Genomic DNA, 26,036 nt, shown 5'->3' on the forward strand with positions numbered 1-26,036 from the left:
ACCCTAGGTAGGTGAAACAGCATTCATCATTACGGTTGCCAAAGCGATTTAGTTGTACCAGCTAATGCTTAACAACGCTTTGCCATTACACCCTACAACCCTGAAAAACTCGTGAGAATAGGGGTTATTCTCACCTAAATAGTAGTTGACTATTGCAACCTGAACAGGCCAGAGCAGCTTGGGGTGCAAGGTTTGGGCTATAAGGCAAATCATGCCCCTTATACCCTAAACCTTATGTTTAAACCCTTTTCCGTAGTCTGGCATCTTTCGTTGGCCAGAGCATTATCGCGATCGCTTAGGAGAAGCTACCCTCACCTGGTCGCGTCCCTCATTTTTGGCCGTGTAGAGGGCTTCGTCAGCCTGCTTGATTAGGTCGGCAGAGCTGCCGCCGCTGGCAGGCTGGGCGCTCGCCACCCCTAAACTCAGAGTGACCACCTTGGCCACGACCGACTCCTCATGGGGAATGCGGTGGCTCCGAATCATCAAGCGAATGTCTTCAGCGACGGATTCGGCTCCCTCAAGGTAAGTGTTGGGCAGCACAATCACAAACTCTTCGCCCCCATAGCGGGCTACTAGGTCGCCGGGGCGCTTGGCGGCGCGGGTGAGGATGCGGGCTACCAGCCGCAAGCAGATATCTCCAGCCTGGTGCCCGTAGCGATCGTTGTACCCTTTGAAGCAGTCAATATCGGCCATAATCAGCGCTATAGACCCATCTTCTCGGCTCATGCGCCGCCATTCTTGGTCTAAGTATTGCTCTAGGCGACGGCGATTAGCTACCTGGGTCAGCCCGTCGAGGTAGGCCATACGCCGCAGCTGCTGGTTGGCCAGGGTGAGTTCCCGGTGCATTTTGGCCTGCTGAATGGCGATCCCTACCTGAGTTGCCAGGCTTTGCAACAGCCGGACATCGGCCATTCGCCAGGCCCGAGGTGCCTGGCAATGGTGGGCAATCAGCAATCCCCACAGGGTTTGATCTTGCAGCAGGGGCACCACAATTTCGGCTTGAATCTGAAAGTATTCTAAAAACCCAAGCTGAGAGGCAGGCAAATTTTGGGTGTAGATATCCTCTACGGCTAGCCCTCGCCCGGCTCTGTAGTGAGCCAAGAACTTTTCGCCCACCGACCAGGGATCGCGCATAACCCAACCCAGCATCGGCGGATAGGATGGCGAGCAAGCTTCTTGAATCACTTGACCGCTCAGATCGGCCTCACACTGCACAACGATGACGCGATCGGCCTCAATAAACTCCCGCACTGAGGTAACGGTTTGCTCCAAAATGCTGTCTAGATCGAGCAGACGGCGAATGCGCTGGGCGATTTCGGCCACGAGCCGCTCTCGCTGCGACTGAAGTTTGATTTTGGCCTCAACCCGCTTTTGCTCAGAAATATCGAGGGTGACCCCAGCCAGTCGGGGCGCATGCTCGCCATCCTTAAAGACTTGACCCCGAGACGATAGCCAGCGCAGTTGCCCGTCACTGTGGAGCACTCGAAACTCAATTTCATAGTGCTGTCCTAACTGAATTGCCTGCTGTAGAGCCTGCTGCACCGTGGTCTGATCGTCTTCGTGCACGTGGGTAAATAGGGTGTCGTAGGTGCCACCAAACTCGTCGGGAGTCAGCCCTAGCAGGCGTTCTTGCTCTTCAGAAATCGTTATGGTCCCCTGGGCTAGATCCCAGTCCCAGGTGCCCATTTGAGCACCCTTGAGAGCCAGGGCCAAGCGCTCTTGCTGCTGCTGAAACAGGGCAACGGAGTAGTGACAGGCGGTAAGTTCAGCTTGGTCGGTAGCAGCAGCAGCGGTAAAGCGGGGCAGTGTGTAGAACCCGTCGGGGGCCAGCAGTCCTAACCAGTGGCGAGCCTGGTCCACAACTGACAGATAAAGCTGACCGGGATACAGAGCACTCATGGTCAGCGGCCAGGCCAAGGCTGGGCCTGAGGGTTGCAGCTGACTGAGGGGAGTCATCCATTGCTCAACTAAAACCTGGCTTAAGTCGGCTAACTCGGCTGTGGCCTGGGCAACATTAGCGTAGCCAAAGACTCCTTCTAAAATTTCGCCGCTATATACCAGAGCGTAGGTTTTGACGGCCATGGCCATGGCCTCAACAGTCTGCTGCACTGTGTCGCTTGTGTTTGCCCGCAGAGGAGACGGATCGATGCTGGCTGTGGGAGCAGTAGCGTTAACCAGGTCGTTTTCAAGCACAGATCAAACACAGATTCAGGGGCGGTGAATAGATGGGACCGGATTACACGGGCAAAGGACGAAGGCAAACCCCCGTCGTCCTGGTAGCCAATGATCTGCTCTGTAGAGGCTACTGCAACCACCTCGCCTACAGCACGCCCACAGTGCCGCAACAGTATGGCAGTGGCAGCCAGTTGCATAGGATCTAGCATGCCCGGTGGTGTCAGTGGGTGGTCATATGTTGAGGGGGGCTTAACAACGGTCAGGGCGGATGGGTCGTGTAGGCTCTCGCCAATGCGGCATCTGGATCGCTTTGAGGTGACGGCTTGAAATTGAGGGTTGAACTATATCAGACCGAGGCTAGGTTGGAGCTATTGTGGGGCTGAGTCGCCTGTTCAAGCCAGGTTGCGGCGGGAGTTCTCTATACTAAAAGAATGTCTTGAGCGAGCGTAATTCCCCTGTCTGAGCTGCCGTTGATTCACCACGAAACCCTGGAGTTGCTGGAGTGGCCTCGGCTGTGCCAGCACTTGTCTACCTTTGCCGCCACAAAGCGCGGCACCCTAGCGGCCCAGGCGTTAGTCACGCCTGAAACCCAGGCAGCTAGCGTTAATCTGCTGACTCAAACCCAGGAGGCCGACTGGCTGGAGCAACACAACAGCGGCCTTAACTTTGGTGGCATTCGCGATATTGGGACGGCGGTGGAGCGGGCCTATCGCCAAGGGTTGCTCAGCGGCGAGGAGTTGCTGGCCATTGCCACCACCCTGCACGGCGCTCGCCAGCTGCGGCGCACCATTGATGCCCAGCCACCGGAAGATATACCGATTTTGCAGGGTTTGGTGGCCGATCTGAGCACCCATCCCGATCTGGAACAGCAAATTTATCACTGCATTGACGATCGCGGCGATGTCACTGACCGAGCCAGCCCGAAGCTGGGGGAAGTTCGCGATCGCCTCAAATCAACTCGCCAAGATATTCAGCAGCGGCTTCAGCGAATTTTGCAGCGCCAGTCAGGGGCCATGCAGGAGCTGTTGATTACCCAGCGGGGCGATCGCTTCGTGCTGCCCGTCAAAGCGCCCCAAAAAGATGCAGTGCCCGGCATTGTGCACGATGCGTCGGCCAGCGGCGCGACCCTTTACATTGAGCCCCAGTCGGTGGTTGAGCTGGGCAATCGCCTGCGCCAGCTGCTGCGCCAGGAAAAAACCGAGGAAGACATTGTTTTACGGCAGCTCAGCGATGCGGTGGCGGAAGTCTATGACGACCTCACCCATTTGCTGGCGGTGGTCACCGAACTGGATCTGGCCCACGCTCGTGCCCGCTACTCGCTGTGGCTAGAGGCCAACCCGCCCCGGTTTATTGAACCTCAGGAGCAAACCACCCTGCGCCAGCTGCGTCACCCCTTGTTGGTGTGGCAGCAGCGCCACGAGCAGGGGCCTGAAGTGGTGCCGATCAACCTGCTGATTCGCCCCGAGCTGCGGGTAGTGGCCATTACCGGCCCTAATACCGGCGGCAAAACCGTCACGCTCAAAACCCTGGGCTTGGCAGCGCTGATGGCCCGCGCAGGCCTCTATGTACCGGCGCGTGAACCGGTGGAGATTCCCTGGTTTGGGCAGGTGCTAGCCGATATTGGCGATGAGCAGTCGATTGAGCAAAGTTTATCGACGTTTTCGGGTCATATTCGGCGGATTGGGCGGATTCTAGCAGCGCTGAGCGGTGAGGTAGGTGAGGAAGGTGGGGCAGAAGGAGAGCAGAATACCCTTGCAGTAGGCTCTGCCAACGACTTGGTTGAGCTCTCAGGAACAGGCGAACCGGAAGCAGAGGATTTACCAGAGTCTTCGGATTCTCCCATTGCTTCATCCACCCATCCACCCATCTACTCTCCCACCCTCCCACTCCCCCACTCCCCCACCTCCGCTAACGCCCTCGTCCTGCTCGACGAAGTCGGCGCGGGTACTGACCCGACGGAAGGGACGGCTCTAGCCATTGCCCTGCTCAAGCACCTGGCCGAGCGGGCGCGGCTGACGATGGCCACGACCCACTACGGCGAGCTGAAGGCGCTGAAGTACCAGGATGGACGGTTTGAAAATGCTTCGGTGGAGTTTGATGAGGCGTCATTGTCGCCGACCTACCGGCTGCTGTGGGGCATTCCGGGGCGATCGAACGCGCTGGCCATTGCTCGCCGACTGGGGCTGAATGCTGGGGTGATCGATGCGGCGGCGACCCTGATGGCGACGGGGTCGCAGGACGATGTCAATCAGGTGATTGCCGGGTTAGAGGCTCAACGACGCCAGCAGGAGGAGCGATCGCAGGAGGCCGCCGAGCTACTGGCCGCCACCGAAAAGCTTCACCGTGAGGTGCAACACAAGGCTAATATGCTGCGCGATCGCGAGCAGGAACTCAAGCTCCAGCAGCAGGCGGCGGTGCAGCAGGCGATCGCCGACGCCAAGCGCGACATTGCCAAGGTGATTCGCCGGTTGCAGCAGGGTGATGCCACCGCTCAAGATGCCCAGCGAGCAACTGAGGCAGTCGATGCGATCGCTCAATCCCTTCTGCCTGCAGCTGCGCCGGCTCCAGCGAAACCGGGTTACCGGCCAGTGGTAGGCGATCGCGTGCGCATTCCTAGCCTAGGGCAGACTGCCGAGGTGCTGACCGCCCCAGACGATGACCACCGCATCACCGTGCGCTTTGGGCTGATGAAAACCACCGTCAGCTTGGCCGACATCGAGTCGCTGCGGGGTGAAAAGGCCGAGGTGCCAGTTAAGACCAAACCCGTCGACACCATGCCCGCCGCCCAGGCTGCTCCCCCCGCTCCTGCCATTCGCACCAGCCGCAACACGATCGATCTGCGCGGCATGCGGGTAGCCGAGTCAGAGGCGGTGCTGGAGGAGGCAATCGCTAAGGGCAGTGGTGCTCTGTGGATTATCCACGGTCACGGCACTGGCAAGCTAAAGGCGGGGGTACACGAGTACCTCAAGCGACACCCGCAGATTCAGCGGTTTGAGCCTGCAGCCCAGGCTGACGGCGGCACCGGAGTAACGGTGGCTTATTTGTAAAATTCAGGGTTCGATCGCCTCTATTCAGCACATTTGGTCAGCGTGGTGGCTGCTGTGAGGGCGTTGAAGAACGTGAGGTCGGCTGGCATTAAATTGCGATCGCCAAGGCTTAGATGTAGACAGATTTTCCGTCGCAGCGGCTTGATTGAGCGGGCGGGGCTCGTGCTGGATGGGCTGAGCCGCCATCTTTGTCCCGCTTTGTGAAAAAAGCGAACGGCTAAGAGCATCTGGTTATGCTGTCAATCTTCTTGAATGAGTCCTTGAGACGTTATAGCCAGTCACCGCGACTATAGCCTTAGATTGCCAAACCCATTGGCCTTGACAATCTGTATCGAAATCGGTAACAACGCCGCTGGGCTGAGAGCGCCGTGGCACAGTGAATGGACAAACTTCTATTGATGAGTGTGAGGCCCATGAGAATTAAGTCTTTTACCCCCAGACGGATGGCGGCGGCAGCAGTGATGTCGGCAACCCTGATATCGGGTCTCGGTTTTGTGCCCGTATTTACCCCTACAGCGATCGCTCAGGAGGCGGCCATGCGAACTCTAACAGTGACCGGTCAGGGTGAAGAGTCGGTGCCCACGACCAAGACCCAGGTTGACCTGGGGGTTGATGTGCAGGGCACCGATGCCGAAGCCGTGCAGCGCGAGGTGGCTCAGCGCACGACGGCAGTAGTCGAACTGCTGCGATCGCGAGGGGTCGAAAAGCTCGAAACCACTGGCATTCAGCTCAGCCCTCGCTACAACTACGAGAATGGCCGCAACGATGTGATCGGCTACACCGGCAGCAACACTGTCAGCTTTCGTGTGCCCACCGAGAGCGCTGGCTCTTTGCTCGACGATGCGGTGAATGCCGGAGCTAACCAGATTCGCAGCGTCAGCTTTGTGGCCGAAGACGCGGCCCTAGAGGCGGCTCGTCAGCAGGCGCTGCGCGATGCCGTAGCAGATGCCCAGTCCCAGGCGGGGGTGGTGCTGGGAAGTTTGAATCTGCGATCGCAGGAGATCGTCAGCGTTCAAATCAATGGGGCAGCTCCGCCAGTGCCAGTGCCAATGATGCGGCAGGCCGAGTATGCTGGCATGTCGGCCGATGCCTCTACCCCAGTGGTGGGGGGAGAGCAAACGGTACAGGCCCAGGTGACCCTACAGATCCGCTATTAGGCAAACCGCTCACAAGGAGATGGGCGTTTTGGTGGAGCCGCAATTGGAGACTGCCACGTCACAGCCCAAGCGGGATGTTCTGAATCAGTGAGCGTATCCTAAAGAAAGCGTGTCCTAGGACACGCTTTCTTTTCACCGCTTTTGATCCAAGCTTTTGACAATGCCTAAGATTATTTCAATTCAGGTAGGTCTGCCCCAAACCCTGGGCACCGAAGCCGCCCCTAACCCGATGGATCAGCGCTGGACTACCGGTTTTTTTAAGCAACCTATTGATGGTGAGGTGTGGTTGGGCCACACCAATCTGGCGGGGGATGGTCAGGCAGATCTGAAAAACCACGGCGGCATCGATAAGGCAGTGCTGGCCTACAGCGCCGAGCATTATCCTGACTGGCGCTCGCACTTACACAACCCCGACTTGCCCTACGGTGGCTTTGGCGAAAATTTCACCGTGGCGGGGCAGACCGAGGCCGAAGTCTGCATTGGCGACACCTATGCGATCGGCAGCGCCAGGGTGCAGGTGTCGCAGCCCCGGCAGCCCTGCTGGAAACTGTCTCGCCGCTGGCGAGTAGAAGATCTGGCGCTACAGGTGAAGGCCAACGGCCGCAGCGGCTGGTATTTTCGAGTGCTAGACGAGGGTGCGGTAAAGCCAGGACTGACGATGGTGCTGTGCGATCGCCCCTACCCCGAATGGACTGTAGCCCACGCCAACCGCATCATGCACCACAACCTGGGCGATCGCGCGGCGGCGATCGCGCTAGCTAGTTGCCCCCTACTGTCGCGCAACTGGCAAGAAAAATTGCTCAAACGGGGTGCGCGGTCTTAGCCGCAGCTGACTCCAGAGTACAAACTCGAGCGGGCTGCCGCGACACAATGCGCAGCTCGTGGGGATAGCGTGGGCGCGGATCGTTTACCAGCCAGATTGGCGGCACCATAGTGGCTTCGTAGCCCTCAATTTCGTAGACAATACCGGGCTCATCTACCTGCTCGACGAGGGTGCCGGGCAGGTAGTCAAACAGCTCATCCCAGTCGATGGCTGACTCGGGCAGAGATTGGGGATGCATTAGGCGTAAAAGTGGCTTTTGTGCAGCACGGTTTCGCCGTGGTCGGGCACCCAGGCAACCCAGGTATCGGGCGACTCCTGGCATAGCAGCTTGGCCTCGTCAGCGGCATAGGCACTGAGCGGCTCGGCCAGCTTGACCCAGGTGTCGCGGGTGTATGTAATATGACAAACAGGCTGCCAGCCAGCAGCGGGCTTGCGGTCAGTTTGAGAATGTACTTGCGGGATCATGAGGTCGCCTCTGAGGGGTTGATGCGGCGACAGACCGATCTTGGTACAAAGGAAGTTTGTGCGAACAAGAAGTAGGTCAGTCATGCATTTCTGTATTCATTTTTACAAAACGCCAGAGAAAATGGAACGACCATGCGAGATAAATTCACAAACCCTGACTTAACGACCTCCGGTTTGCTTATCTGTAAAGAGTTGGATCAACGGCGCTGAGCGATCGGCTCACCACGAGTAACTGGGAAGAGCGTGGCAGTATTTCTACCGAACGGCCACAATTAGCGCCTAGGCCTGACCAATACCTTATTCAAATCCCCTGAAATTCCTGGAGCAGTAGCGCTAGACGAATCTGCACAGCCTCGTCAAACCGACGCGGATCAAGCCCGGTGAGGGAGGTGATCTTTTCCAGTCGGTAGGTGAGAGTATTGCGGTGAATGCAAAGCCGCTTTGCCGTTGTGATTGGGGCGCAGTTTTCTGAGAAAAAAACTTTCAGAGTATTGATTAACTCGGGTTCATTGTCTAAAGGACTGAGCAAGTGGAGGGCCAGGTCTACCTTAGTGCGTTCGTCGGCAACACAGGCAAAGGCAGCAATACCTAAATCATCCAGACAGTAAACCCGGTTTTGGCCATCAAACTGCCGTCCTAGCCGCAGGGCAACTTGCGCATCTTGGTAGGAGCGCGCCAGGCCTAGCAAACCGGGATGATAGCGACCAATACCAACGCTGAGGGTGGTGCCCGTTTCTTCTCGCAGCCGCATCAGCAGGGCATCGCCAGCCCGTTTTAGCGCCTCTAAGTTAGTCCAAGAACAACCTAAGCTGTCGCCATGAGTGGTGTCGTGACCAGCCCAGGGGCTCAGATTTTTGCTGTCGCTAGCTTTAAGCACAGCAAATTGGCCACCCCCTAAATCGGCACAAATGGTTTCATCGGGCAGATTGAAGAACGTGACGATGCTATTGATGATGGCCTGGGAGCAACGCTGCTGGTTAGGATTAGCTTCATCGATAGCTCGGCTCATCGACAACATGACATCGGTGGCATCTACTAGAATCACGGCTCTGGGGGGAGTCAAATCAATACCCAACAGATTGGCCTGCTGGAGAGCTATGCCTTCTTCCGTGATGCGGCCCTTGAGCAAGTTCGAAATGACTTGATTTTTATAAACTTGCTGTTGGGGAAAAGTAGCATCAGCTAGTTGGCTCACCAGCAGATCTAGAAAAGCACGGGCGTGCTTAGGGGAGAGCATTTCACCATCCCCCCCCTGCTCAATTCTGACTTCCCCTACCTGGTCGTGCACATAGAGTGGCAGACTCAAGTAGCGATCAGACAAGGTTTGATCGCAGTAGCTTTTGCCATCAAAGCGATGGTGCTGATGAAACTGTCGACTGGCCACCACGTTTTGGTTTGAGTCGCTAATAAAGACAGCTGTTTGCAGCAGTGACGACAGCTGTTTAGCAACTACATGGGCAACATGTTCGAATGTTTTTGACACAGCTAACGCGATGCGTAGGGTTCCTTAGCGCTCTATCAATCGTATGAAAATTGTTGCTGCGAAAAGGCTTGAGTGCTCAGGCAGTCAAAAATTCAGTTATTTCTGAAGTGAGAATCTAAACTATAGAACTGGCAATTGCAAGCTCTATTTAGCCAACATTTTTCATCCAACGCTCGATGTTTCTCGCTTCGCAAAGCTGTTTAGCGATCGCTTCTTTAAAGCTGCTTGCATCTTTAAAGATAGTTAAATAGTTAGTCGTGAACATCGATCAACAGTGTTAGCTTGAACTTGAACCTGATTATAAGTAACCATTACAATCGTTTCAAAAGCTTGCTTCAGCATCTATCCAGGGAGGGATTTGAGGAGATTGATAAACGTATATACGCCCTAACGCATAGGGAATTGAAGATAGCTAAAACTGCTTTGCCGATCGACTGTGCAAGTGCACAAAATGCTTAGCCTAAATATCAGAATTGTTTTGTCAAATGTCCAATGCGGTGATATTTGAACATCTTTAACATAACTTCCATAGTTGTTAAGAGATCGGCGCATGACCTGTCGCCTCCCCATACCGCTGACTGCTCACATTTTAGTTGTGCGTTCTCTACCCGGCCTGGGAGATCTACTTTGTGCTGTGCCGGCACTGCGATCGCTGCGGGCGGCCTGTCCGTTTGCCAAAATCACCTGGCTGGGGTTACCCGGCACGGAGTGGTTCAGCCAGCGCTTTGACCATTTGATCGATCAGTGGCTGCCGTTTCCAGGTTTTCCTGGCATTCCTGAGGGCTGGCAGAGCCCCCAAAAGACAATCGAATTTTTGGAGCAGATCCAGCGCCAACGCTACGATTTGGTGCTGCAACTCCACGGCGATGGCAGCTCGATTAATCCTTTTCTCGTACTGCTGGGGGGAAGACAACAGGCAGGATTTTATTTACCAGGTCAATTTTGTCCTGATCCCCGCTACTTTTTGCCCTATCCCCAGCGGGGATCAGAGGTCGAACGGCTGCTGCGGCTGACGGAGTTTTTGGGCCTGCCGAAGCAGCAGCCGGAACTGGAATTTCCGCTGACAGCGGATGAGTATGAGGCGGGTCTACAGCTACTAAGCTCCCACGACCTGTCCCCCGGCCAATACATCTGCCTGCATCCGGGGGCAAACAGCGCGGATCGCCGCTGGTCAATTGACGGGTTCACTCAGGTTGCTCAATCGCTCGCCAACCAGGGTTACCACGTTGTGCTGACGGGCACTGACGCAGAGCGGGAGTTAACTACCCAGATCTGTGCCGCTGTGGGGGCTGGGTCGCTTAATTTGGCTGGCTGTACAGCCCTTGGGGAGCTGGCGGTGCTGTTGCAGCAAGCGGCGCTACTGATTTGCAACGACACCGGCATTTCACACCTGGGAGCCGCGCTCAAGGTGCCGAGTGTGGTGGTGTTTAGCAACTCAGAGGTAGAGCGCTGGGCTCCCGGCGATCGCGTTTCGGCTCAGGCTTCTGACCAGGGCCGCCACCGCATCGTTGACAGTCGCCAAACCGGAGCAGCTACCGCTTGGGCGGTGCTGGCTCAGGCGCGATCGCTCCTAAATGCTCAGCCTCAACCCCTACCACAGGTGTGCTATGCCCGCTAAAACAACCGCTAAACAGTCAAAAGTACTGATTTTTAACCTACGCGGGGGCAGTCCGCCACCGGAGCTGAAGCTCGCGTTTCCAGAGGCCAAGCTGACGGTGGTTGACTCTGGCCAAATCGTGAGCTGGTTGAGTGCCGATGAGGCGACGTTAGTGGACTGGCAACAGGCCATTGGCTGGCTGCGCCAGGGTGGGTTTGACGCAGCTGTCATTCTTACGGCACCAGGGAAGTCTCCTTACACCCTCGGCTACCTCTGCTACCTGGCAGGCATTCCCATTCGCATCGGCCAGTCTAGCGAGTTTGGTGGGCAGGTGCTGAGCCTCTGCGCGCCGCCAGACCAAGACGGCGATGCTCTGGCAGCACTGCTGAGGGGAAGCGGGCGATCGCTCGCTTCGGCCCCTCGCTAATCTCCATAGCAAAAAAGTTTCCCTCCATGCGACGACTTCGAATTCTCACCTGGCACGTGCACGGCAGCTATCTTTACTACCTGACCCAGGCTCCCCACGATTTTTACTTGCCCACCAAACCGGGCTTTCCGGAGGGCTATGGCGGACGGCTGCCAGGGTTTGACTGGGGCAGCAACGTCCACGACATTGCGGCGGAAGCGGTGCGGCATCAAGAGTTTGACTGCATTTTGTTTCAGTCGACCCGCAACTACCAAGAGGACCAGTACGAGTTGCTGAGCCCAGAGCAACGGCAGCTGCCGCAGCTGTTTTTGGAGCATGACCCGCCCCGGCAGCAGCCTACGGACACTCGCCATGTGGTGGACGACGCCCATCTGCTGCTGGTGCATGTGACGGCCTTCAACCAGCTGATGTGGGACTGTGGCTCTACCCCAACCCGAGTAATTGAACATGGCGTGATGGTGCCTGAGGGTGTGCGCTATTCGGGCGAGATTCCGAAGGGCATTGTGGTAGTGAACGGGCTGCGATCGCGCGGTCGCCGGTTGGGGGCCGATGTGTTTGAGCAGGTGCGCCAGCAGGTGCCCCTCGACCTAGTCGGTATGGATGCTGAGAGCCTGGGCGGCCTGGGCGAAGTTGACCATACCGCACTGCCGGAGCTGGTGGCTCGCTATCGATTTTTCTTTCATCCAATTCGCTACACCAGTTTAGGGCTGGCGGTATGCGAGGCCATGTGCCTGGGAGTTCCCGTGGTAGGGCTAGCCACCACGGAGCTGGCCACGGTGGTTGAGAACGACGTTTCGGGCTACATCGACACCAACCCGGCAGCCCTGGTGCCCCGGATGCAGCAGCTGATCGATGACCCAGCCCTGGCCCAGCGCTTGAGCCAGGGAGCCCAGCGGGCAGGCATGGCTCGGTTCAATATGCCGCGATTTGTGCAGGACTGGAATGCTGCTTTTGCTGAAGCGCTAGAGCTGGGCCGCGATCGCCAAAATCGCCGCGCCCCAGCTCTAATCTAGCCCCCACAGGCTGGATAAACGACGTGGAACCCAATAACAGAAACCGCTCTACCTCTGTATGGCGACAGGTGGGCATTGCCCACCCTACGTCTTGCTTAAACCCAAACCCTAAACCCTTCACCCCCCATCCTCAAACCCCATGACCAAGCGGATTGCCATCATCAGTGAACATGCCTCGCCCCTGGGCAGCTTTGGCGGCACCGACAGCGGCGGGCAGAATGTCTACGTGGGCCAGACGGCAAAACAGCTAGCGGCCCTAGGCTATCAGGTGGATGTCTTTACCCGCCGCGATGCCAAGGCCCTGCCGGAGCTGATGCTGTGGCACAACGGCATTCGCATTGTCCATGTGCCAGCGGGGCCGCCGGAGCCGGTGCCCAAGGAGGACCTGCTGCCCCACATGGGGAGTTTTACCCGCTACGTGCTAGCCTTTGCCCGGCGACAGCAGCGGCAGAACGAGGGCTACCACCTGATCCACGCCAATTTTTGGATGTCGGCCCTGGTGGCCAGCCAGGTGAAGCAGCACCTGGGGATTCCTTTTGTGGTTACTTTTCACGCCCTGGGTAAGGTGCGACGGCAGCACCAGGGTCAGGCTGATCGGTTTCCCGACGAGCGCTTTGCCGTTGAGGATCAGGTGGTGGAAACAGCAGACGGCATTATTGCCGAATGCCCCCAGGATCGGGACGACCTGATTCAGCTCTACGGAGCTAAGGCCGACAAGATTCATATCGTGCCCTGCGGCGTAGATTTACGTGAGTTCTGGCCGATCCCCAAAGCTCAGGCGCGGGCGACGCTGGGGTTACCGATGCAGGAGCGGGTGGTGCTCCAGCTGGGCCGCATGGTGCCGCGCAAGGGGGTCGATACGGTGATTCGGGCGATCGCCATGCTGGCCCAGCAAGATCTACCCACGCGGCTGGTGGTGGTAGGCGGCGAGTCGCCGCTGCCCGACCCCGAAAAAACGCCGGAGATCGGGCGGCTACAGGCGCTGACGGCAAAGCTGGGTTTACAGGATCGCGTCACCTTTGTGGGCCAGCGGGAGCGGGAGGTGCTGAAGTATTTCTACAGCGCCGCCGATCTGTTTGTGACGACTCCCTGGTACGAGCCCTTTGGCATCACCCCCCTGGAGGCGATGGCCTGCGGCACGCCGGTGATTGGCTCCAACGTGGGGGGGATTAAGTTCACCGTGCGGGATGGGGAGACGGGGTATTTGGTGTCGCCCAAGGCGGCGGGGGAGCTGTGCGATCGCATGGCCTTTCTCTACCGGCATCCCGACATTCTCAACCTGTTTGGGCGTCAGGCCCTGCGTCATGTCACCCGCCAGTTTACCTGGCCCAAGGTGGCCAGCGCCCTGGCCTCGATCTACGAGTCGGTCTTAGCTCAAACCGCTGCCTCAGACTTAGTAGACACCACCGAGGCCGACCTGGCCCAAATGGAAGCCCGCTTTGACGCCGCTATTTTGGCCCTACGCCAGTCGCGCCGCTTGCTCAGCGGCGACATTCTGGCGGTGTCGCGCCGGCTGAGCCAGTGCTTTAGCCGCGGGGGTAAAGTGCTGGTGTGCGGCAACGGGGGCAGCGCCGCCGACGCCCAGCACTTTGCCGCCGAGTTGGTAGGCCGCTTTCAGTGTCAGCAGCGGGCTGGGCTACCGGTCATGGCTCTGACTGCTGATACCGCTCTGCTCACTGCCTGGGCCAACGACGTCGGCTATAACGACATCTTTGCCCGCCAGGTGTCCACCTTTGCCCAGCCCGAAGACGTGCTGGTGGTAATCAGCACCAGCGGCCGATCCCGCAACCTGATCGAGGCGGTGGCGGCGGCTAAAACCCGCAACGTCCACTGTATTGGGCTGCTGGGCGGCAGCGGCGGCGACCTGCTGCCCCTGGTGGATGAGGCGATCTGCGTCCCCAGCCCCGACCCCCAGCGCATTCAGGAGGTGCAAATTTTAACCCTGCACCTGATCTGCGAGTGGATCGAGGACGATTTACAGCGATCGGACCGTCCTGTGCAGCGATCGCTGGCGACTGTCACGCCGGCCAAGGCGCTCGAGACCCCTCGACCCACCGCTTCGGTATCGGCTAGCCAGAGTGGTTGAAACTGTCAACCCACTCTTTTCCAAAAACCATTTTCTAATTAGGAACCAGCATGCAAACCCTAACCAAAACAGCTAATTCCACTCCCTCTCTAGACGGCAAAGTCGCCATTGTCACTGGCGGGGCTCGGGGCTTGGGGGCAGCCACCTGTCACTGCCTGGCCGCTGCCGGACTGAACGTAGTCGTCGCTGACCTGCGCCACGAACTGGCCACCGAACTTGTCCAGGAGATTGAATCGGCCAGCGGTAGCGCCATGGCCCTCAACCTGGATGTCACCAGCCCCGCTAGCGCCGCTGCCCTGCTCGATCAGGTGCTCGATCGCTACGGCCGCATCGATGTGCTGATTAACAACGCTGGCATTGACGTCACTGAATCAGTTGAAGACCTGACCCACGACCAGTGGCAGCAGGTGATCAACGTCAACCTCAACGGCCCGTTTTATATGTCTAAAGCCGTCTTCCCTGAGATGCGCCAGAATGGCGGCGGTCACATCATTAACATTGTCTCCACCGCCGCCAAACGGGCCTGGGCCAACGCCTCCGCCTACCACGCCAGCAAGTGGGGCCTGCTGGGTTTCTCCCAAGCCCTGCACGTGGAAGGGCGACCCCACAATATCAAAGTCACCTCCCTGATTGCGGGCGGCATGCGCACCCCGTTCTTGCTCGATCGCTTCCCCGACATTGACCAAACCACCCTGCAAGACCCCGCCAACGTAGCTGAGACCATTCGCTACCTGCTGACGCAGCCCCCCGGCACGGTGATCTCAGAGATGATGGTGCTGCCGATGAAGGAGACGTCTTGGCCGTAGGGGATTAGGAGAGTGGATGGGTAGGAGGGTAGGAGGGTGGATGGGTGAGTGCTGTTTAGATGCCATCTATCTCCTGCTCACTTACTCCCCCACTCCCTACTCATCCACTCATCCACTCATCCACCCGCCTACCCTCCCACTCATCCACCCTCCCACCTATCCACTCCCCCACTCCATGCTCCCCGCAATCTTTCTCGACAAGGACGGCACCCTGATCGAAGACGTGCCCTATAACGTGGACCCGGCGCAGATGCGGCTGTGCGCTGGGGTGGTGACTGGGGTGCAGCGGCTGCACGAGGCGGGGTTTGCCCTGGTGGTGGTGACCAATCAGTCGGGGGTGGCGCGGGGGTATTTTGCGGAGGCGGCGATCGCCCCCATGGAGCAACGCTTGCGCCAGCTGCTGGGGGTGCCGATCGCGGGGTTTTACTACTGCCCCCACCATCCCCAGGGCAGTGTGGCGGGCTATGGGGTGAGCTGTCGCTGTCGCAAGCCCGAGCCGGGCATGCTGTTGCAGGCCCAGGCCGACCTGGGGCTTGATCTGGGCCGCTCCTGGATGGTGGGCGACATTCTCAACGATGTGGAAGCGGGGCATCGGGCCGGGTGCCGCACCGTTTTAATTGTCAACGGCAACGAGACCGAGTGGATATTGACGCCGGGGCGAGTGCCCCACCAAACGGCCCTGACGTTTGATCAAGCTGCCGACCTCATTCTTCAGCAGAGCTATGCCTACTCCAGATACCCAGACCCAGTGTTTTCTTAGTTGGATCGATCGCTTTCCCCGCCTGCGGGTGCTGGTGATTGGCGACGCCATTCTCGACAGCTATCTGCAAGGGGGGGCCACTCGCCTCTGCCGCGAAGGGCCGGTACCGATTGTCGATGTGATGGAGGCTGAGCATGTGCCCGGTGGGGCGGCCAACGCGGCAGCCAATGTGGCCAGCCTGGGTGGCACCACTCACTTTCTGACGGTGATTGGGGATGATGCGCCGGGTGGTCAGCTCTGTGCCGAGCTGGAGCGCGTCGGGGTCCAGCTTGAGGGTGTGGTGCGATCGCGCGATCGCCAGACTCTGGTCAAACAGCGCCTGCTGGCCGACAACCAGCTGCTGGTGCGCTTTGACCAAGGCAGCACGGCAGCCATTTCCCCGACCGAGGAAGACCGGCTGATTGAGCAGCTCAACCAGCAGTTTCCGCTCTGCGATGCGGTGGTGATCTCGGACTACGCCTACGGGGTGCTCACTCCCCGGGTCATTCTTCATCTACAGCGGCTGCAAGAGCGCTACTCTCGCCTGCTGGTGGCCGACTCAAAGCGGCTGAGAACCTATGCGCCCCTAGGGGTGACGGCGGTTAAACCCAACTATGACGAGGCGATCGCCCTGCTGAACCTGCCCCGGCTATCTGGGGCGCAGCGGGTTGAGCAAATCACCCGCCACGGTCAGGGGGTGCTGGCGGCTACCGGGGCTCGAATGGCGGCAATTACGCTCGATCGCGATGGGGCCCTAATTTTCTTGCAGGACGACACAGGGACGGTGGCTGACCCCGCTCGCACCTTTGCCGACCCGGCCCCTAGCGCCAATGCCACCGGGGCGGGAGATACCTACATCGCTACTCTGGCTCTGGCCCTGGCCGCCGGAGCTGACCCCCACGGGGCAGCATCGCTGGCGGCGACCGCCACGGGGATCATCGTCACTCAGCCGGGGACGACACGCTGTGACCCCCTTACCCTGCGGCGCTCCCTGGCGGAGGGCAATAAACGCATTGCCGACCCGGCCGAGCTGACCTCGGTGGTGGCCCAGCAGCGTGCCCTGGGCCAGCGGATTGTGTTCACCAACGGCTGCTTTGACATTCTGCACTCGGGCCATGTCACCTGCCTGGAGCAGGCCAAGGCTCTGGGGGATGTGCTGATCGTGGGGGTGAATACCGACGAGAGCATTCGCCAGCTCAAAGGGCCCTCTCGCCCGGTGAATGGGCTAGCTGATCGGCTGACCGTGCTGGCTGCTCTAGGCTGCGTCGACTACGTTGTCCCCTTTGCTGACCTGGCACCCCGCGAACTGATTCGCCTGATTGGCCCCGATGTCTATGCCAAGGGCGGCGACTACACCCGCCACTCGCTGCCCGAAACTCCGCTGATTGAGGAACTGGGCGGCGAGGTGGTGATTCTGCCCTACCTGGGCGATCGCTCTACCACCAACTTAATTCAGCAGATTCGCACCGCACCGAGGGAGGCCTGATGGACTGGAGTACGGCCCAAAACATTCTCTGCGTTCGCCTCGACAGCCTGGGGGATGTGCTGATGACTACCCCGGCTCTAGCGGCGATCAAGGCCAGTCGGCCCGACAGCCGCCTGACGCTGATGACCTCGGCGGCTGGGGCGGCCCTGGCTCCCCAGCTAGCGATGGCCGACGATGTTTGGGTCTACGATGCCCCCTGGCTTAAGGCCACTGCCCCCCGCCAGAACAGCCAGCCCGAGCAGGCGGTGATTGAAGCGCTGCGATCGCGCCAGTTCGACGCCGCCATCATCTTCACCGTCTATAGCCAGAACCCTCTGCCCACGGCTTTTATGGCCTACATGGCCGACATTCCCTTGCGGTTGGCCCACTGCCGCGAAAACCCCTACCAGCTGCTCACCGATACGATTCGTGACCCCGAGCCGGAGCTGACTCGCCATGAGGTGCAGCGCCAGCTCGATCTCGTCGCCAGCGTCGGCTACCGCACCGCTGATGAACGGTTACAGATAACGGTACCTAAGGCCGCCCACCAGAACGTCTCCAGCATTTTGAAGGATCTGGGGATCAGCCCTGCCCGGCCCTGGATTGTGGTGCATCCCGGTGCCTCGGCCCCTTCCCGGCGCTACCCACCGGAGCTGTTTGCCGAGGTGGGGCGATCGCTCGTCAACCAGGGCATTGCCGTGCTCTTTACCGGCACCGCTGGCGAATGCGAACTGGTAGAAAGCATTCGCAGTCAAATGGTTGCCCCGTCCCACTCCTTGGTAGGTCGACTTACCCTGGAGGAACTGTCGGCCCTGCTCGCTGCCGCGCCCCTGCTGCTGTCGAACAACACCGGCCCCGTCCACATTGCCGCCGCCGTGGGTACCCCCGTGGTCGATCTTTATGCTCTAACCAACCTCCAGCACACCCCCTGGCAAGTGCCCCACCGGGTGCTGTTTCACGATGTGCCCTGCCGCCTCTGCTACCGCAGCATTTGCCCCGAAGGGCACCACAACTGCCTGCGTCTGGTGGAACCGGAGACGGTGGTGACAGCGGTGCTAGACCTGCTGCCGCAAGGGTCTTTGCCTAATGAACCATTCCTCGGAGCCAGCCCAGCCCTAGCCGAGGTTCAACCGGCATAGGCTATGGTGCTGAGCAGCGCAATGTCGGTCCGGCGAGAATCGAGCCGGCTATGCTGCACCACAATCGGCACATCCGAGGTGATTGTGCTGGCGTATTCGGTGCCTCGGGGCACGGGTTCAGGATCACGCAGGTCATTGAATCGCACATGCTTAGTGCGCCGGGCCGGCACGATGATGTGATAGGGACCAACGGGTTCGCGATCGCTAAAGTACAGCGTGATTTGCACCTGGGCCTTTTGGTCCGAGGTGTTGAGCAGGCAGGCGGTCTCATGGCTGACGAATTCCGGCGGTCGGTCGGTGTCGTCGGGGGGAATGTAGCCCTCTGCGATCGCCCAGTAGGTTTTGCCGATGGGATGCGCCATAGAAATTCTCCTGCATTTACTTAGGAGACTAACGATTTTGCTCAGCGCCTACGTCTATCAGGGGAGCCAGTTCGACGAACTCATCAACTGGTTCGGAAGGGATGGTGCTATCAAAATTGACCCCCTGAGGAGCAGTCTCAGTCTGTAAGACGAACGAGCGGCGGTTGAATCTCACCTCTAACAGAGGGCAACTCCAGCTAGTTCTTCTAATCCTAAAGGAGCGCCTACTAGAAGTGTTTTAAGGATTAACTCATGACTGGACGTTTAGACGGCAAGGTGGCTGTAATTACCGGAGCCGCTACCGGAATTGGCGAGGCGATCGCCCATAAATTTGCCCTGGAAGGGGCCAAGGTTGTGATCAACGGCCTGCCCGACGACCCAATTGAAGAGGTCGCTCAAACCATTCAGCAGCACGGCGGCGAGGTCGTAACCTACAAAGGCGATGTCTCTCAGACCGAAGAGGCCGAGGCCTGTGTGCAGGCGGCGATCGACGCCTTTGGCCAGATCGACATTCTGGTCAACAATGCTGGGGTGTTTCTAGTCACCGCTGAGACCCAGGATTACCCAGTCGATCTGTTCGATCGCACCATTCAGATGAACCTGCGATCGGTGTTTTTGATGACCAAATACGCCCTGCCCTACCTGCAAGAAAGCCGGGGCAACATTGTGTCGGCGGGTTCAGAGGCCGGGTTTAACGGACTAGCCCAAAACGCCGTCTACGGCGGCACCAAAGGCTGGGTGCATTCCTTTATGAAGGGCGTAGCGGTGGAGCAGGCCAAGCACGGCGTGCGCGCTAACTGCGTCTGCCCCGGTGCGATCGACACCGCCTGGACCCACAAAGAAACCGGCCCTATGGATGAGCAGATGGAGGAAACGCTAATCCAGGCAACCCCCATGGGGCGGCGGGGTACGGCGGAGGAAATGGCTAACGTCTACGCCTTTCTAGCCTCCGATGAGGCCAGCTACGTCACCGGCGCGCTGTGGCTGGCCGACGGTGGTGTGACCGTCGGCAAAGGGCCAATGGGCGACCAGGTTCCCGACGAGTTCAAACGTGAGCCCACCGGGCAGCTGTCTGACCTGCGCCACAGCCGCGAAGGCCTGAAGAACAAAACCCTTAAGTCGATTAAGTAAGGCTTTGGGCGTACAGCACTGAGGCCCTAACTTTATTGGCCTCGCCCATTCCGAGTTCTGGGTGGGCATTGCCTACCCTACGGCTGCAAAGCCTAAGCCTGTACAAGGTTCTACTTGGGGGATTTTGATCGCTAAAATCCCCCTCACCCTTCACCCCCTACCCCTGCCATGCCTACCATTGACGTTCTGATCCCCACCTACAACCGGCCCGATGCCCTGGCCGTCACCCTGACCAGTCTGTGCGCCCAGACCTACAAAGACTTCCGGGTCATTGTGTCTGACCAGAGCGAAGACCAAGATGTGGCTGACGTCGGCACGGTGCAGGCGGTGGCGCGGGTGCTGGCGGCCCACCACACCCCAGCCCAGATTCTCAAACACTTGCCTCGGCGAGGCATTGCCGAACAGCGGCACTTCTTGCTGAATCAGGCAACGGCCCCCTACGTGCTGTTTCTCGACGACGATGTGCTGCTGGAGCCCTGGGTGCTCAAGCTGCTGCTCAACACCATTGAGCGAGAAAGCTGCGGCTTTGTGGGCAACCCTCCAATCGGCCTCAGCTACATCGATGATGTGCGCCCCAACGAGCACCAGCCGCTAACCTTTTGGGAAGGCCCTGTGCAGCCCGAAACCCTACGCCAGGACACCCCCGAATGGGAGCGCTGGCGGCTCCACAACGCTGCCAACCCCTACCACCTTCAGCAGCGGTTTGGTCTGACTCCCCACCGCCCTAGCCCTTACCATGTGGCTTGGATAGCGGGCTGCATACTATTTAACCGGGCCAAACTGCTGGCGGCCGGGGGCTTTAGCTTTTGGCAAGACCTGCCCTCTGAGGCCTGTGGTGAAGATGTCTTGGTTCAGCAGCGGGTGATGCAGCGCTACGGCGGCTGTGGGGTGCTGCCCTCAGGGGCCTACCACCAGGAGTTGCCCACCACCCTACACGATCGCAGCCAGAACGCCCCCAACTTGCTGCCGCTCTGACGGTGTAGGGTTCAGGGTATAAGGTTTAGGGCAAATCATGGACCTTATACCCTACACCCTGAACCTTGAACCCTTACGAACCTGTCACCTTTGACTTAACAGACCACCTAAGTCCAGTAGAGAATCTTGCTCTGAGGAAACCACCGCGCGATCGCCCCTTCAAAAAAGGTGCGTAGCTCGGTCATAGTGTCGCGATCGTAGACGTACTTGGTGCCGCCAAACTTGTTGCGCTTGGTAGTGCGGGTCGACTCATCTAGATCCAGCTTGCTATTGGGATACCACTGCTCCAGCACCCCCTTAGACCCAGGGGTAAACCGGTGGGAAATCAGCTCGAAGGTGAGGTCGCAGTCAAAGTCGAGGGCGTTGGCGGCCGCCTCTAGCAGCTGGCTGTACTCGTCTTGCCAGTGCTCAATGGGCATGATGGGGGCGATCACTAGCCCCACAGGGTAGCCACCGCCGCCCTGCTCTACCGGCAGGGCGAGCTTGCGAATGGCCTGCAACCGCTCAGCCACCGAGGCCGTGCCCCCCTCTAATAGTCGGGAGACCGAAGCGGCATTGATGCTGAAGCGGCAGCGGGTGTTGCCGTGGTGGGGCAGGGTCAGCAGGTCGTCTACCTGGTCAAACTTGGAGACCCAGCGTAGCTGAGCGCGATCGCGCGTGCCAAAGTAGCGAATGCACTCCGCCAGACTGCCAGTGAGGTGCTCAATACCCAGGGGGTCGGTGTAGCAGCTGACTTCGTAGGTGGTGAGGCGATCGGGGTGCTCGTAATGCTTGAGGTTGTCTAGGATCTGCGGCAGGTTAGCATAGGCACGAATCACGGGCGGCCCCTGGAGACTGCCTGCCAGGTAGCAGTACTGGCAGTGGGCCGGGCAGCCCTGGGCCAGGTGAAATTGCCAGTCGGCCGAGGGCGGAATTGGCGTTAGCTTGAGCTGGCTAGCCGGGGCGGTGACGACGGCCAGGGTACGCTTGGCGATCGCATAGGTCTCCCGCTCATCGTCTCCTCGCAGGCCGGTCAGGCGATTTTGCTTGAGATATTCCACCGGCAGATCGAGCGCTTGGACTCGTTCTAAAATTTGCTGGCCCCAAGGCTCATCCAGGGCGGCAGGGGTAAACAGGACCTGCTCTGGCATCCAGCGACGGCGGCGATAGGCGGTGTTGAGGGTAGCCGGTTGGGTGCTATCAACGGTGGGTGCGGTGATAATTGATTGGGTCAAAACACTTCAGTAAGAACAACAGAGAATCAGTAATCTTTCTTGATCGTAAAGACCCGGCCGAGGCAAAGCATCATTCAGATTACAGGTTCCGGGTCGGATCCCCTGCCCCCTCTGCTCGGATACCCGTATGCCTATGCCCTCCCCTAAGAAAGATGCAGATTTTGGCCCTCGCTATTACTTTGTTGAAGGAATATTTCGGCGCAATTGGTTCTGCGTTTAGCTAAGTACCAGTTAGTGTCGCAACCCCAAGCCTTGCCCTAACCCCGCACCTCTTCTCCATGACCCAGATCCTCTTCATTGAGCTGCTTGGGGGCCTTGGCGATGTTTTAATTGCTCTGCCCGCTATTCAATCGCTGACGGCGTCTCATCCCCAGGCCCACATGACGGTGCTGACCTTTGCACCGGGGGACAGTTTGCTGCACCATCACCCCCAGGTGCACCGGGTCTTGCGGGCTCCGGCCGACCAAGCACGGCAGGCGGCGATAGAAGCGCTGCGATCGCCCTACGACCTAGTAGTGACCGACACCACCTACGACGGCATCGCCGACCTGGTGCGCCAGAGTGGAGCCCCGCGAACGGTGACGAACCTGTGGCGCAGCCCACCATCTGATCAGGGGGTGAGCGATCGCATGCTCCAAATTCTTCTACACGAAGGCTTAATTACGGAGGCCGCCGCCAGGGAACACCGCCATCCCCGGCTGCACCCTACCGCTGAGGAATGCGATCGGGTGCAGGCCTGGTTAACCCCCCTTGGACATCCCCGAATTGCGCTTTACCCCGATGCGGGCATGGCCATCAAGCAGTGGTCACCCGATCGATTCGTCGCCCTGGGTCGGTTGCTGCACCAGCGCTACGGGGCCAGCCTGATCGTCCCAGCGGGCGCTGACCCCAAGCAAGCCCAGGCGATCGTCGATCAGCTTGAGGACGCGACCCTCTGGCCCAGGGGCTCGCTGCGCGACCTAGCGGCTCTCTTTGCTCAGCTCGACGGGGTCGTGGCCGTTGATACTGGCCCGGCACGCATTGCTGCCGCCGTGGGCACTCCCACTGTCACTCTGTTTGGTCCGGCTTGGCAGGGTCGCTACGGCCAGCCCGCCCCCCACATCAATTTGCAGGGTTATTCTCCTTGTCCAGAACGCAACATCGCCAACTTTACCGAGCAGGCCTGCTGGTACAGCGGCACCTGCCCCTTTGCCTGGGATACCTGCGTCAATTTAATTACTCCAGAGCAGGTTGCAGCGGCGATCGATGAAATTTTGGAGCGTAAGCGTGAGGAGGCGCAGAGTACCAAGTTTGGCGTGGCTGCATGGGGGAACGAATCGGTAGCTTCAAACCTGGTAGGCCCTACAAATTCCCCTATGCTGGAGAACTTTGAAAACTCTAGATCCCCGCAGACTGTACCCAAGATGGGGCGTGAGGTAGGAACTGGAGGGGGCAACCTCCCTCGGATTAAGCAATATCCAGAACTTAAAACTTCTACTCGGAATGGGCTGCGCATCAGCGAATCCAGTTGGCAGAATTCGCCACAAGCTACACTGGCTCGCCCCTACCCCCTACCCCTCTCGCCCTGGCTCAGTGCCCGTAACCTGCTCGTCCTCCGGCTCGACAACATTGGCGACGTGCTGATGACCGCTCCGGCGCTGCAAGCTATTAAAGAAACCAATCCTCAGGCTCGACTGACCCTAATGGCCAGTCCGGCTGGGGCACTAGCGGGGCCGCTGCTGCCTTGGGTTGATGAGGTGCTGCCCTGGCGTGTTCTGTGGCAGGCGCTAGGGCGACCCCCTGGGGATGTGGAGCAAGACTGGGCGCTGATCGACGCCCTGAAATCGCATCAGTTCGATGGGGCAATTATTTTCACTAGTTTTAAGCAAAGCCCTCACCCAGCTGCCCTAATTTGTCAGATGGCGGGTATTCCTCTGCGGCTGGGCGCTTCGCAGGAAACGGGGGAATGTCTCACTCAGAGAATTGCCGATCTCCCTAGCGACCTGCACCAGGTGGAGCGCAATCTGCGGCTGGTGGAGACCGCCGGATTTCAGGTGCAGAATCGCCACCTCTCTCTCGCCATTCCTCCCTCCAGCCATGTCCCCGCCGAGCCTTACCTACTGCTCAACCCGTGGGCCAGCTGCCCATCGCGCATGTATGACCTGGAACGGTTTGCGATCGCTGCCCGCACCCTATCCGATAAAACTGGCTGGCCCGTGGTGGTCACCGGCACTGCCAAAGACCGCGCCGCCGCTGCACCTCTGCTAGACATCCTTGACCCCCAGGTCATCGACCTGATCGGTCAGACCTCTCTGGGGGATTTGGTGGCGCTGGTGGCCCAGGCCCGGCTGCTGCTCTCAAACAACACCTCGACCATGCACATCGCCGACGCCACCCAAACCCCCAGCGTGATTCTGTTTGCGGGCACCGAACTCGAACGGCAGTGGCAACCGCGCCAGACCCGCGCCCGCCTGCTACGACGCCCCACCCCCTGTAGCCCCTGCTATGCCTTTACCTGCCCCTACGAACTGGAATGCCTAGATATTCCGCCAGAGGATGTGGCAGCAGCGGGGCTGGCTTTATTGAATTTTGAATTTTGAATTTTGCACTATGCACATTACCTTCGTTTCTGGCAGCTATCGCCCCGACCAGGATGGGGTGGCCGACTATTTAGCTAACCTGCGATCGCACCTCGATCAGCGCCATACAGCCAGCACCGTGCTCACAACCCACGAATCGGCGCGGGCCGTGGTCGACCCCACCGTGCAGGGGGCGCTCGCCCACTGGGCTCTGCCCCAGATTTTACCTCTGGTGCAAAGGATTCTGGCTACCCCCACCGACATTTTGCACATTCAGCATGCGGCGGGCAGCTACCGGTTTGAGCGACCGGTCTTTCTGCTGCCGCTGCTGTTGCGGCGGGCGGGCTACAGTCGCCCCATTGTCACTACCGCCCACGAGTACGGCTGGTGGGAATGGCAGCCCAGATGGTTTCCGGCGGGTTGGCTAGAGCGATTGAAGGAGTGGGGGCAAAAACGCACCTGGTGGGATCGCGAGGACGGCTTTTTGCTCACCGGCAGCGACGCCATTATTACCACCAACCAGAACATCACCGGCATTATGCAGGAGCGCTTGCCGACGCTGCGCGATCGCATGGTCACAGTTCCCATCGCCGCCAACCTAACGGTGACCCCAGTAGATCGGGCGATGGCGCGATCGCAGCTCCGGCAGGAACGCGGCTGGCCCCAAGATGCTCAGGTGATTGCCTTCTTTGGCTTTTTGCACCCGGTCAAAGGCCTGACCTACCTGCTCCAGGGCTTTCGGCAGGTGCGCGATCGCCATCCCCAGGCCCGGCTGCTGCTGATCGGCGGGGTAGAAACCCTCTCGCTGAACGGTTTAGACGCTGAAAATTTCTGGCAACAGGTGCAGACCCAAATTCGCGACTTGCACCTCACCGATGCCGTGCACTGTACCGGCTATGTGGAGGCCGAAACCGCCTCTCGCTATCTCTCCGGATCAGATCTGGGAGTGTTGCCCTTCAACCCTGGTATTTCGCTCAAAAGTGGCTCGCTGCTGGCGATGCTGGCCCACCAACTGCCCACCATCGCCACCTGCACTGCCGAAACCGACGCTGTGCTAAGCGATCGGCGGGTGATTGCCCCTGTCGCTCCCCGCAGTGGCGATGCCCTGGCCGAGGCCATCATGGCCTTGTTGGAGAACCCCGGTGAGCAAGAGCGGTTGGCGGCTGCGGGTCACGATTTTGTTCAGGCGTTTACCTGGGAAGGCATTACCGATCGCCACTGCGATATTTACCAACAGCTATTGGAGCGTTAGAAATTACTTAGAGGATGTTTGAAAAGTTAAGGCTTGAGTAAAAAAGCTCACTCCGTATAGGTTGCAGATAGAAGTCAGCAACGCCGGAGTGAGGCTATGAGTAAAGACTACCCCAGCAACTT

The 26,036-nt window shown here is 59.1% G+C and carries 21 protein-coding genes; 15 read left to right on the plus strand and 6 right to left on the minus strand.

Annotation, left to right across the window (positions count from 1 at the left end; all coding sequences use genetic code 11):
- Nucleotides 1-282: 282 nt before the first annotated feature.
- Nucleotides 283-2,193, minus strand: a complete 1,911-nt coding sequence (locus H6F75_RS12565) for a diguanylate cyclase (RefSeq protein WP_190752732.1) — start codon at nucleotides 2,191-2,193, stop codon at nucleotides 283-285.
- 452 nt (nucleotides 2,194-2,645) lie between these two features.
- On the opposite strand from H6F75_RS12565, the gene H6F75_RS12570 reads away from it, so the two are divergent.
- The 3 genes from H6F75_RS12570 (at nucleotide 2,646) to H6F75_RS12580 (ending at nucleotide 7,202) form a co-directional block, all read left to right on the plus strand.
- A complete protein-coding gene (locus H6F75_RS12570) occupies nucleotides 2,646-5,222 on the plus strand; it encodes an endonuclease MutS2 (RefSeq protein WP_190752734.1) in 2,577 nt (858 codons plus the stop codon).
- 461 nt (nucleotides 5,223-5,683) lie between these two features.
- Nucleotides 5,684-6,379, plus strand: coding sequence for an SIMPL domain-containing protein (locus tag H6F75_RS12575; protein WP_190752763.1), 696 nt, complete (start codon nucleotides 5,684-5,686; stop codon nucleotides 6,377-6,379).
- Nucleotides 6,380-6,539: 160 nt separating this feature from the next.
- Nucleotides 6,540-7,202, plus strand: a complete 663-nt coding sequence (locus tag H6F75_RS12580) for an MOSC domain-containing protein (RefSeq protein ID WP_190752736.1) — start codon at nucleotides 6,540-6,542, stop codon at nucleotides 7,200-7,202.
- On the opposite strand, the gene H6F75_RS12585 is transcribed toward H6F75_RS12580, so the two are convergent.
- The 3 genes from H6F75_RS12585 to H6F75_RS12595 all read right to left on the minus strand — a co-directional run bounded on the left by H6F75_RS12585 (nucleotide 7,180) and on the right by H6F75_RS12595 (nucleotide 9,150).
- On the minus strand, nucleotides 7,180-7,440 hold the full coding sequence (locus tag H6F75_RS12585; protein WP_190752738.1) for a hypothetical protein: 261 nt from the start codon (nucleotides 7,438-7,440) through the stop codon (nucleotides 7,180-7,182). The genes H6F75_RS12580 and H6F75_RS12585 overlap by 23 nt on opposite strands.
- Nucleotides 7,440-7,667, minus strand: a complete 228-nt coding sequence (locus H6F75_RS12590) for a hypothetical protein (protein WP_190752740.1) — start codon at nucleotides 7,665-7,667, stop codon at nucleotides 7,440-7,442. Before H6F75_RS12590 ends, H6F75_RS12585 begins: the two co-directional genes overlap by 1 nt.
- Nucleotides 7,668-7,968: 301 nt before the next feature.
- On the minus strand, nucleotides 7,969-9,150 hold the full coding sequence (locus H6F75_RS12595) for a helix-turn-helix domain-containing protein (RefSeq protein ID WP_347710646.1): 1,182 nt from the start codon (nucleotides 9,148-9,150) through the stop codon (nucleotides 7,969-7,971).
- A 550-nt stretch (nucleotides 9,151-9,700) separates the two neighbouring features.
- On the opposite strand from H6F75_RS12595, the gene H6F75_RS12600 reads away from it, so the two are divergent.
- The 8 genes from H6F75_RS12600 to waaF all read left to right on the plus strand — a co-directional run bounded on the left by H6F75_RS12600 (nucleotide 9,701) and on the right by waaF (nucleotide 18,422).
- A complete protein-coding gene (locus H6F75_RS12600; protein WP_190752741.1) occupies nucleotides 9,701-10,768 on the plus strand; it encodes a glycosyltransferase family 9 protein in 1,068 nt (355 codons plus the stop codon).
- Nucleotides 10,758-11,174, plus strand: coding sequence for a hypothetical protein (locus H6F75_RS12605; protein WP_190752771.1), 417 nt, complete (start codon nucleotides 10,758-10,760; stop codon nucleotides 11,172-11,174). Before H6F75_RS12600 ends, H6F75_RS12605 begins: the two co-directional genes overlap by 11 nt.
- Before the next feature lie 26 nt (nucleotides 11,175-11,200).
- Nucleotides 11,201-12,187: a glycosyltransferase gene (locus H6F75_RS12610; protein ID WP_190752743.1), complete on the plus strand. Its 987-nt coding sequence runs from the start codon at nucleotides 11,201-11,203 to the stop codon at nucleotides 12,185-12,187.
- 139 nt (nucleotides 12,188-12,326) lie between these two features.
- Nucleotides 12,327-14,273 (plus strand): glycosyltransferase, encoded by a 1,947-nt coding sequence (locus tag H6F75_RS12615; protein ID WP_190752745.1) that lies wholly within the window; start codon nucleotides 12,327-12,329, stop codon nucleotides 14,271-14,273.
- Nucleotides 14,274-14,323: 50 nt separating this feature from the next.
- The gene (locus tag H6F75_RS12620) at nucleotides 14,324-15,079 is read left to right on the plus strand and encodes an SDR family oxidoreductase (RefSeq protein ID WP_190752747.1); all 756 of its coding nucleotides are present in this window, start codon (nucleotides 14,324-14,326) and stop codon (nucleotides 15,077-15,079) included.
- A gap of 175 nt (nucleotides 15,080-15,254) precedes the next feature.
- Nucleotides 15,255-15,839: an HAD family hydrolase gene (locus tag H6F75_RS12625; RefSeq protein ID WP_190752749.1), complete on the plus strand. Its 585-nt coding sequence runs from the start codon at nucleotides 15,255-15,257 to the stop codon at nucleotides 15,837-15,839.
- Nucleotides 15,802-17,304: a D-glycero-beta-D-manno-heptose 1-phosphate adenylyltransferase gene (rfaE2, locus tag H6F75_RS12630; protein ID WP_190752751.1), complete on the plus strand. Its 1,503-nt coding sequence runs from the start codon at nucleotides 15,802-15,804 to the stop codon at nucleotides 17,302-17,304. The genes H6F75_RS12625 and rfaE2 overlap by 38 nt, the downstream gene beginning before the upstream one ends.
- Entirely contained in the window at nucleotides 17,304-18,422 is a 1,119-nt protein-coding gene (gene waaF, locus H6F75_RS12635; protein ID WP_190752753.1) for a lipopolysaccharide heptosyltransferase II, read from the plus strand. Before rfaE2 ends, waaF begins: the two co-directional genes overlap by 1 nt.
- Here the strand turns inward: waaF and H6F75_RS12640 are convergent.
- Complete coding sequence (locus H6F75_RS12640) at nucleotides 18,410-18,784, minus strand: sensory rhodopsin transducer (protein WP_190752755.1); 375 nt, start codon at nucleotides 18,782-18,784, stop codon at nucleotides 18,410-18,412. The two genes, waaF and H6F75_RS12640, sit on opposite strands and share 13 nt — an antisense overlap.
- A 252-nt stretch (nucleotides 18,785-19,036) precedes the next feature.
- On the opposite strand from H6F75_RS12640, the gene H6F75_RS12645 reads away from it, so the two are divergent.
- Nucleotides 19,037-19,915, plus strand: a complete 879-nt coding sequence (locus H6F75_RS12645) for an SDR family oxidoreductase (protein ID WP_190752757.1) — start codon at nucleotides 19,037-19,039, stop codon at nucleotides 19,913-19,915.
- Between the two features lie 168 nt (nucleotides 19,916-20,083).
- Nucleotides 20,084-20,890, plus strand: a complete 807-nt coding sequence (locus H6F75_RS12650) for a glycosyltransferase family A protein (protein ID WP_190752759.1) — start codon at nucleotides 20,084-20,086, stop codon at nucleotides 20,888-20,890.
- A gap of 107 nt (nucleotides 20,891-20,997) precedes the next feature.
- On the opposite strand, the gene H6F75_RS12655 is transcribed toward H6F75_RS12650, so the two are convergent.
- On the minus strand, nucleotides 20,998-22,020 hold the full coding sequence (locus H6F75_RS12655; protein WP_190752767.1) for a spore photoproduct lyase family protein: 1,023 nt from the start codon (nucleotides 22,018-22,020) through the stop codon (nucleotides 20,998-21,000).
- A 362-nt stretch (nucleotides 22,021-22,382) separates the two neighbouring features.
- On the opposite strand from H6F75_RS12655, the gene H6F75_RS27765 reads away from it, so the two are divergent.
- Both H6F75_RS27765 and H6F75_RS12670 read left to right on the plus strand, forming a co-directional pair.
- On the plus strand, nucleotides 22,383-24,683 hold the full coding sequence (locus H6F75_RS27765; protein ID WP_199303915.1) for a glycosyltransferase family 9 protein: 2,301 nt from the start codon (nucleotides 22,383-22,385) through the stop codon (nucleotides 24,681-24,683).
- Between the two features lie 10 nt (nucleotides 24,684-24,693).
- Entirely contained in the window at nucleotides 24,694-25,914 is a 1,221-nt protein-coding gene (locus H6F75_RS12670) for a glycosyltransferase family 4 protein (RefSeq protein ID WP_190752761.1), read from the plus strand.
- Nucleotides 25,915-26,036: the final 122 nt, after the last annotated feature.

The organism is Nodosilinea sp. FACHB-131 (genome assembly GCF_014695395.1).
GTDB lineage: Bacteria > Cyanobacteriota > Cyanobacteriia > Phormidesmidales > Phormidesmidaceae > Nodosilinea.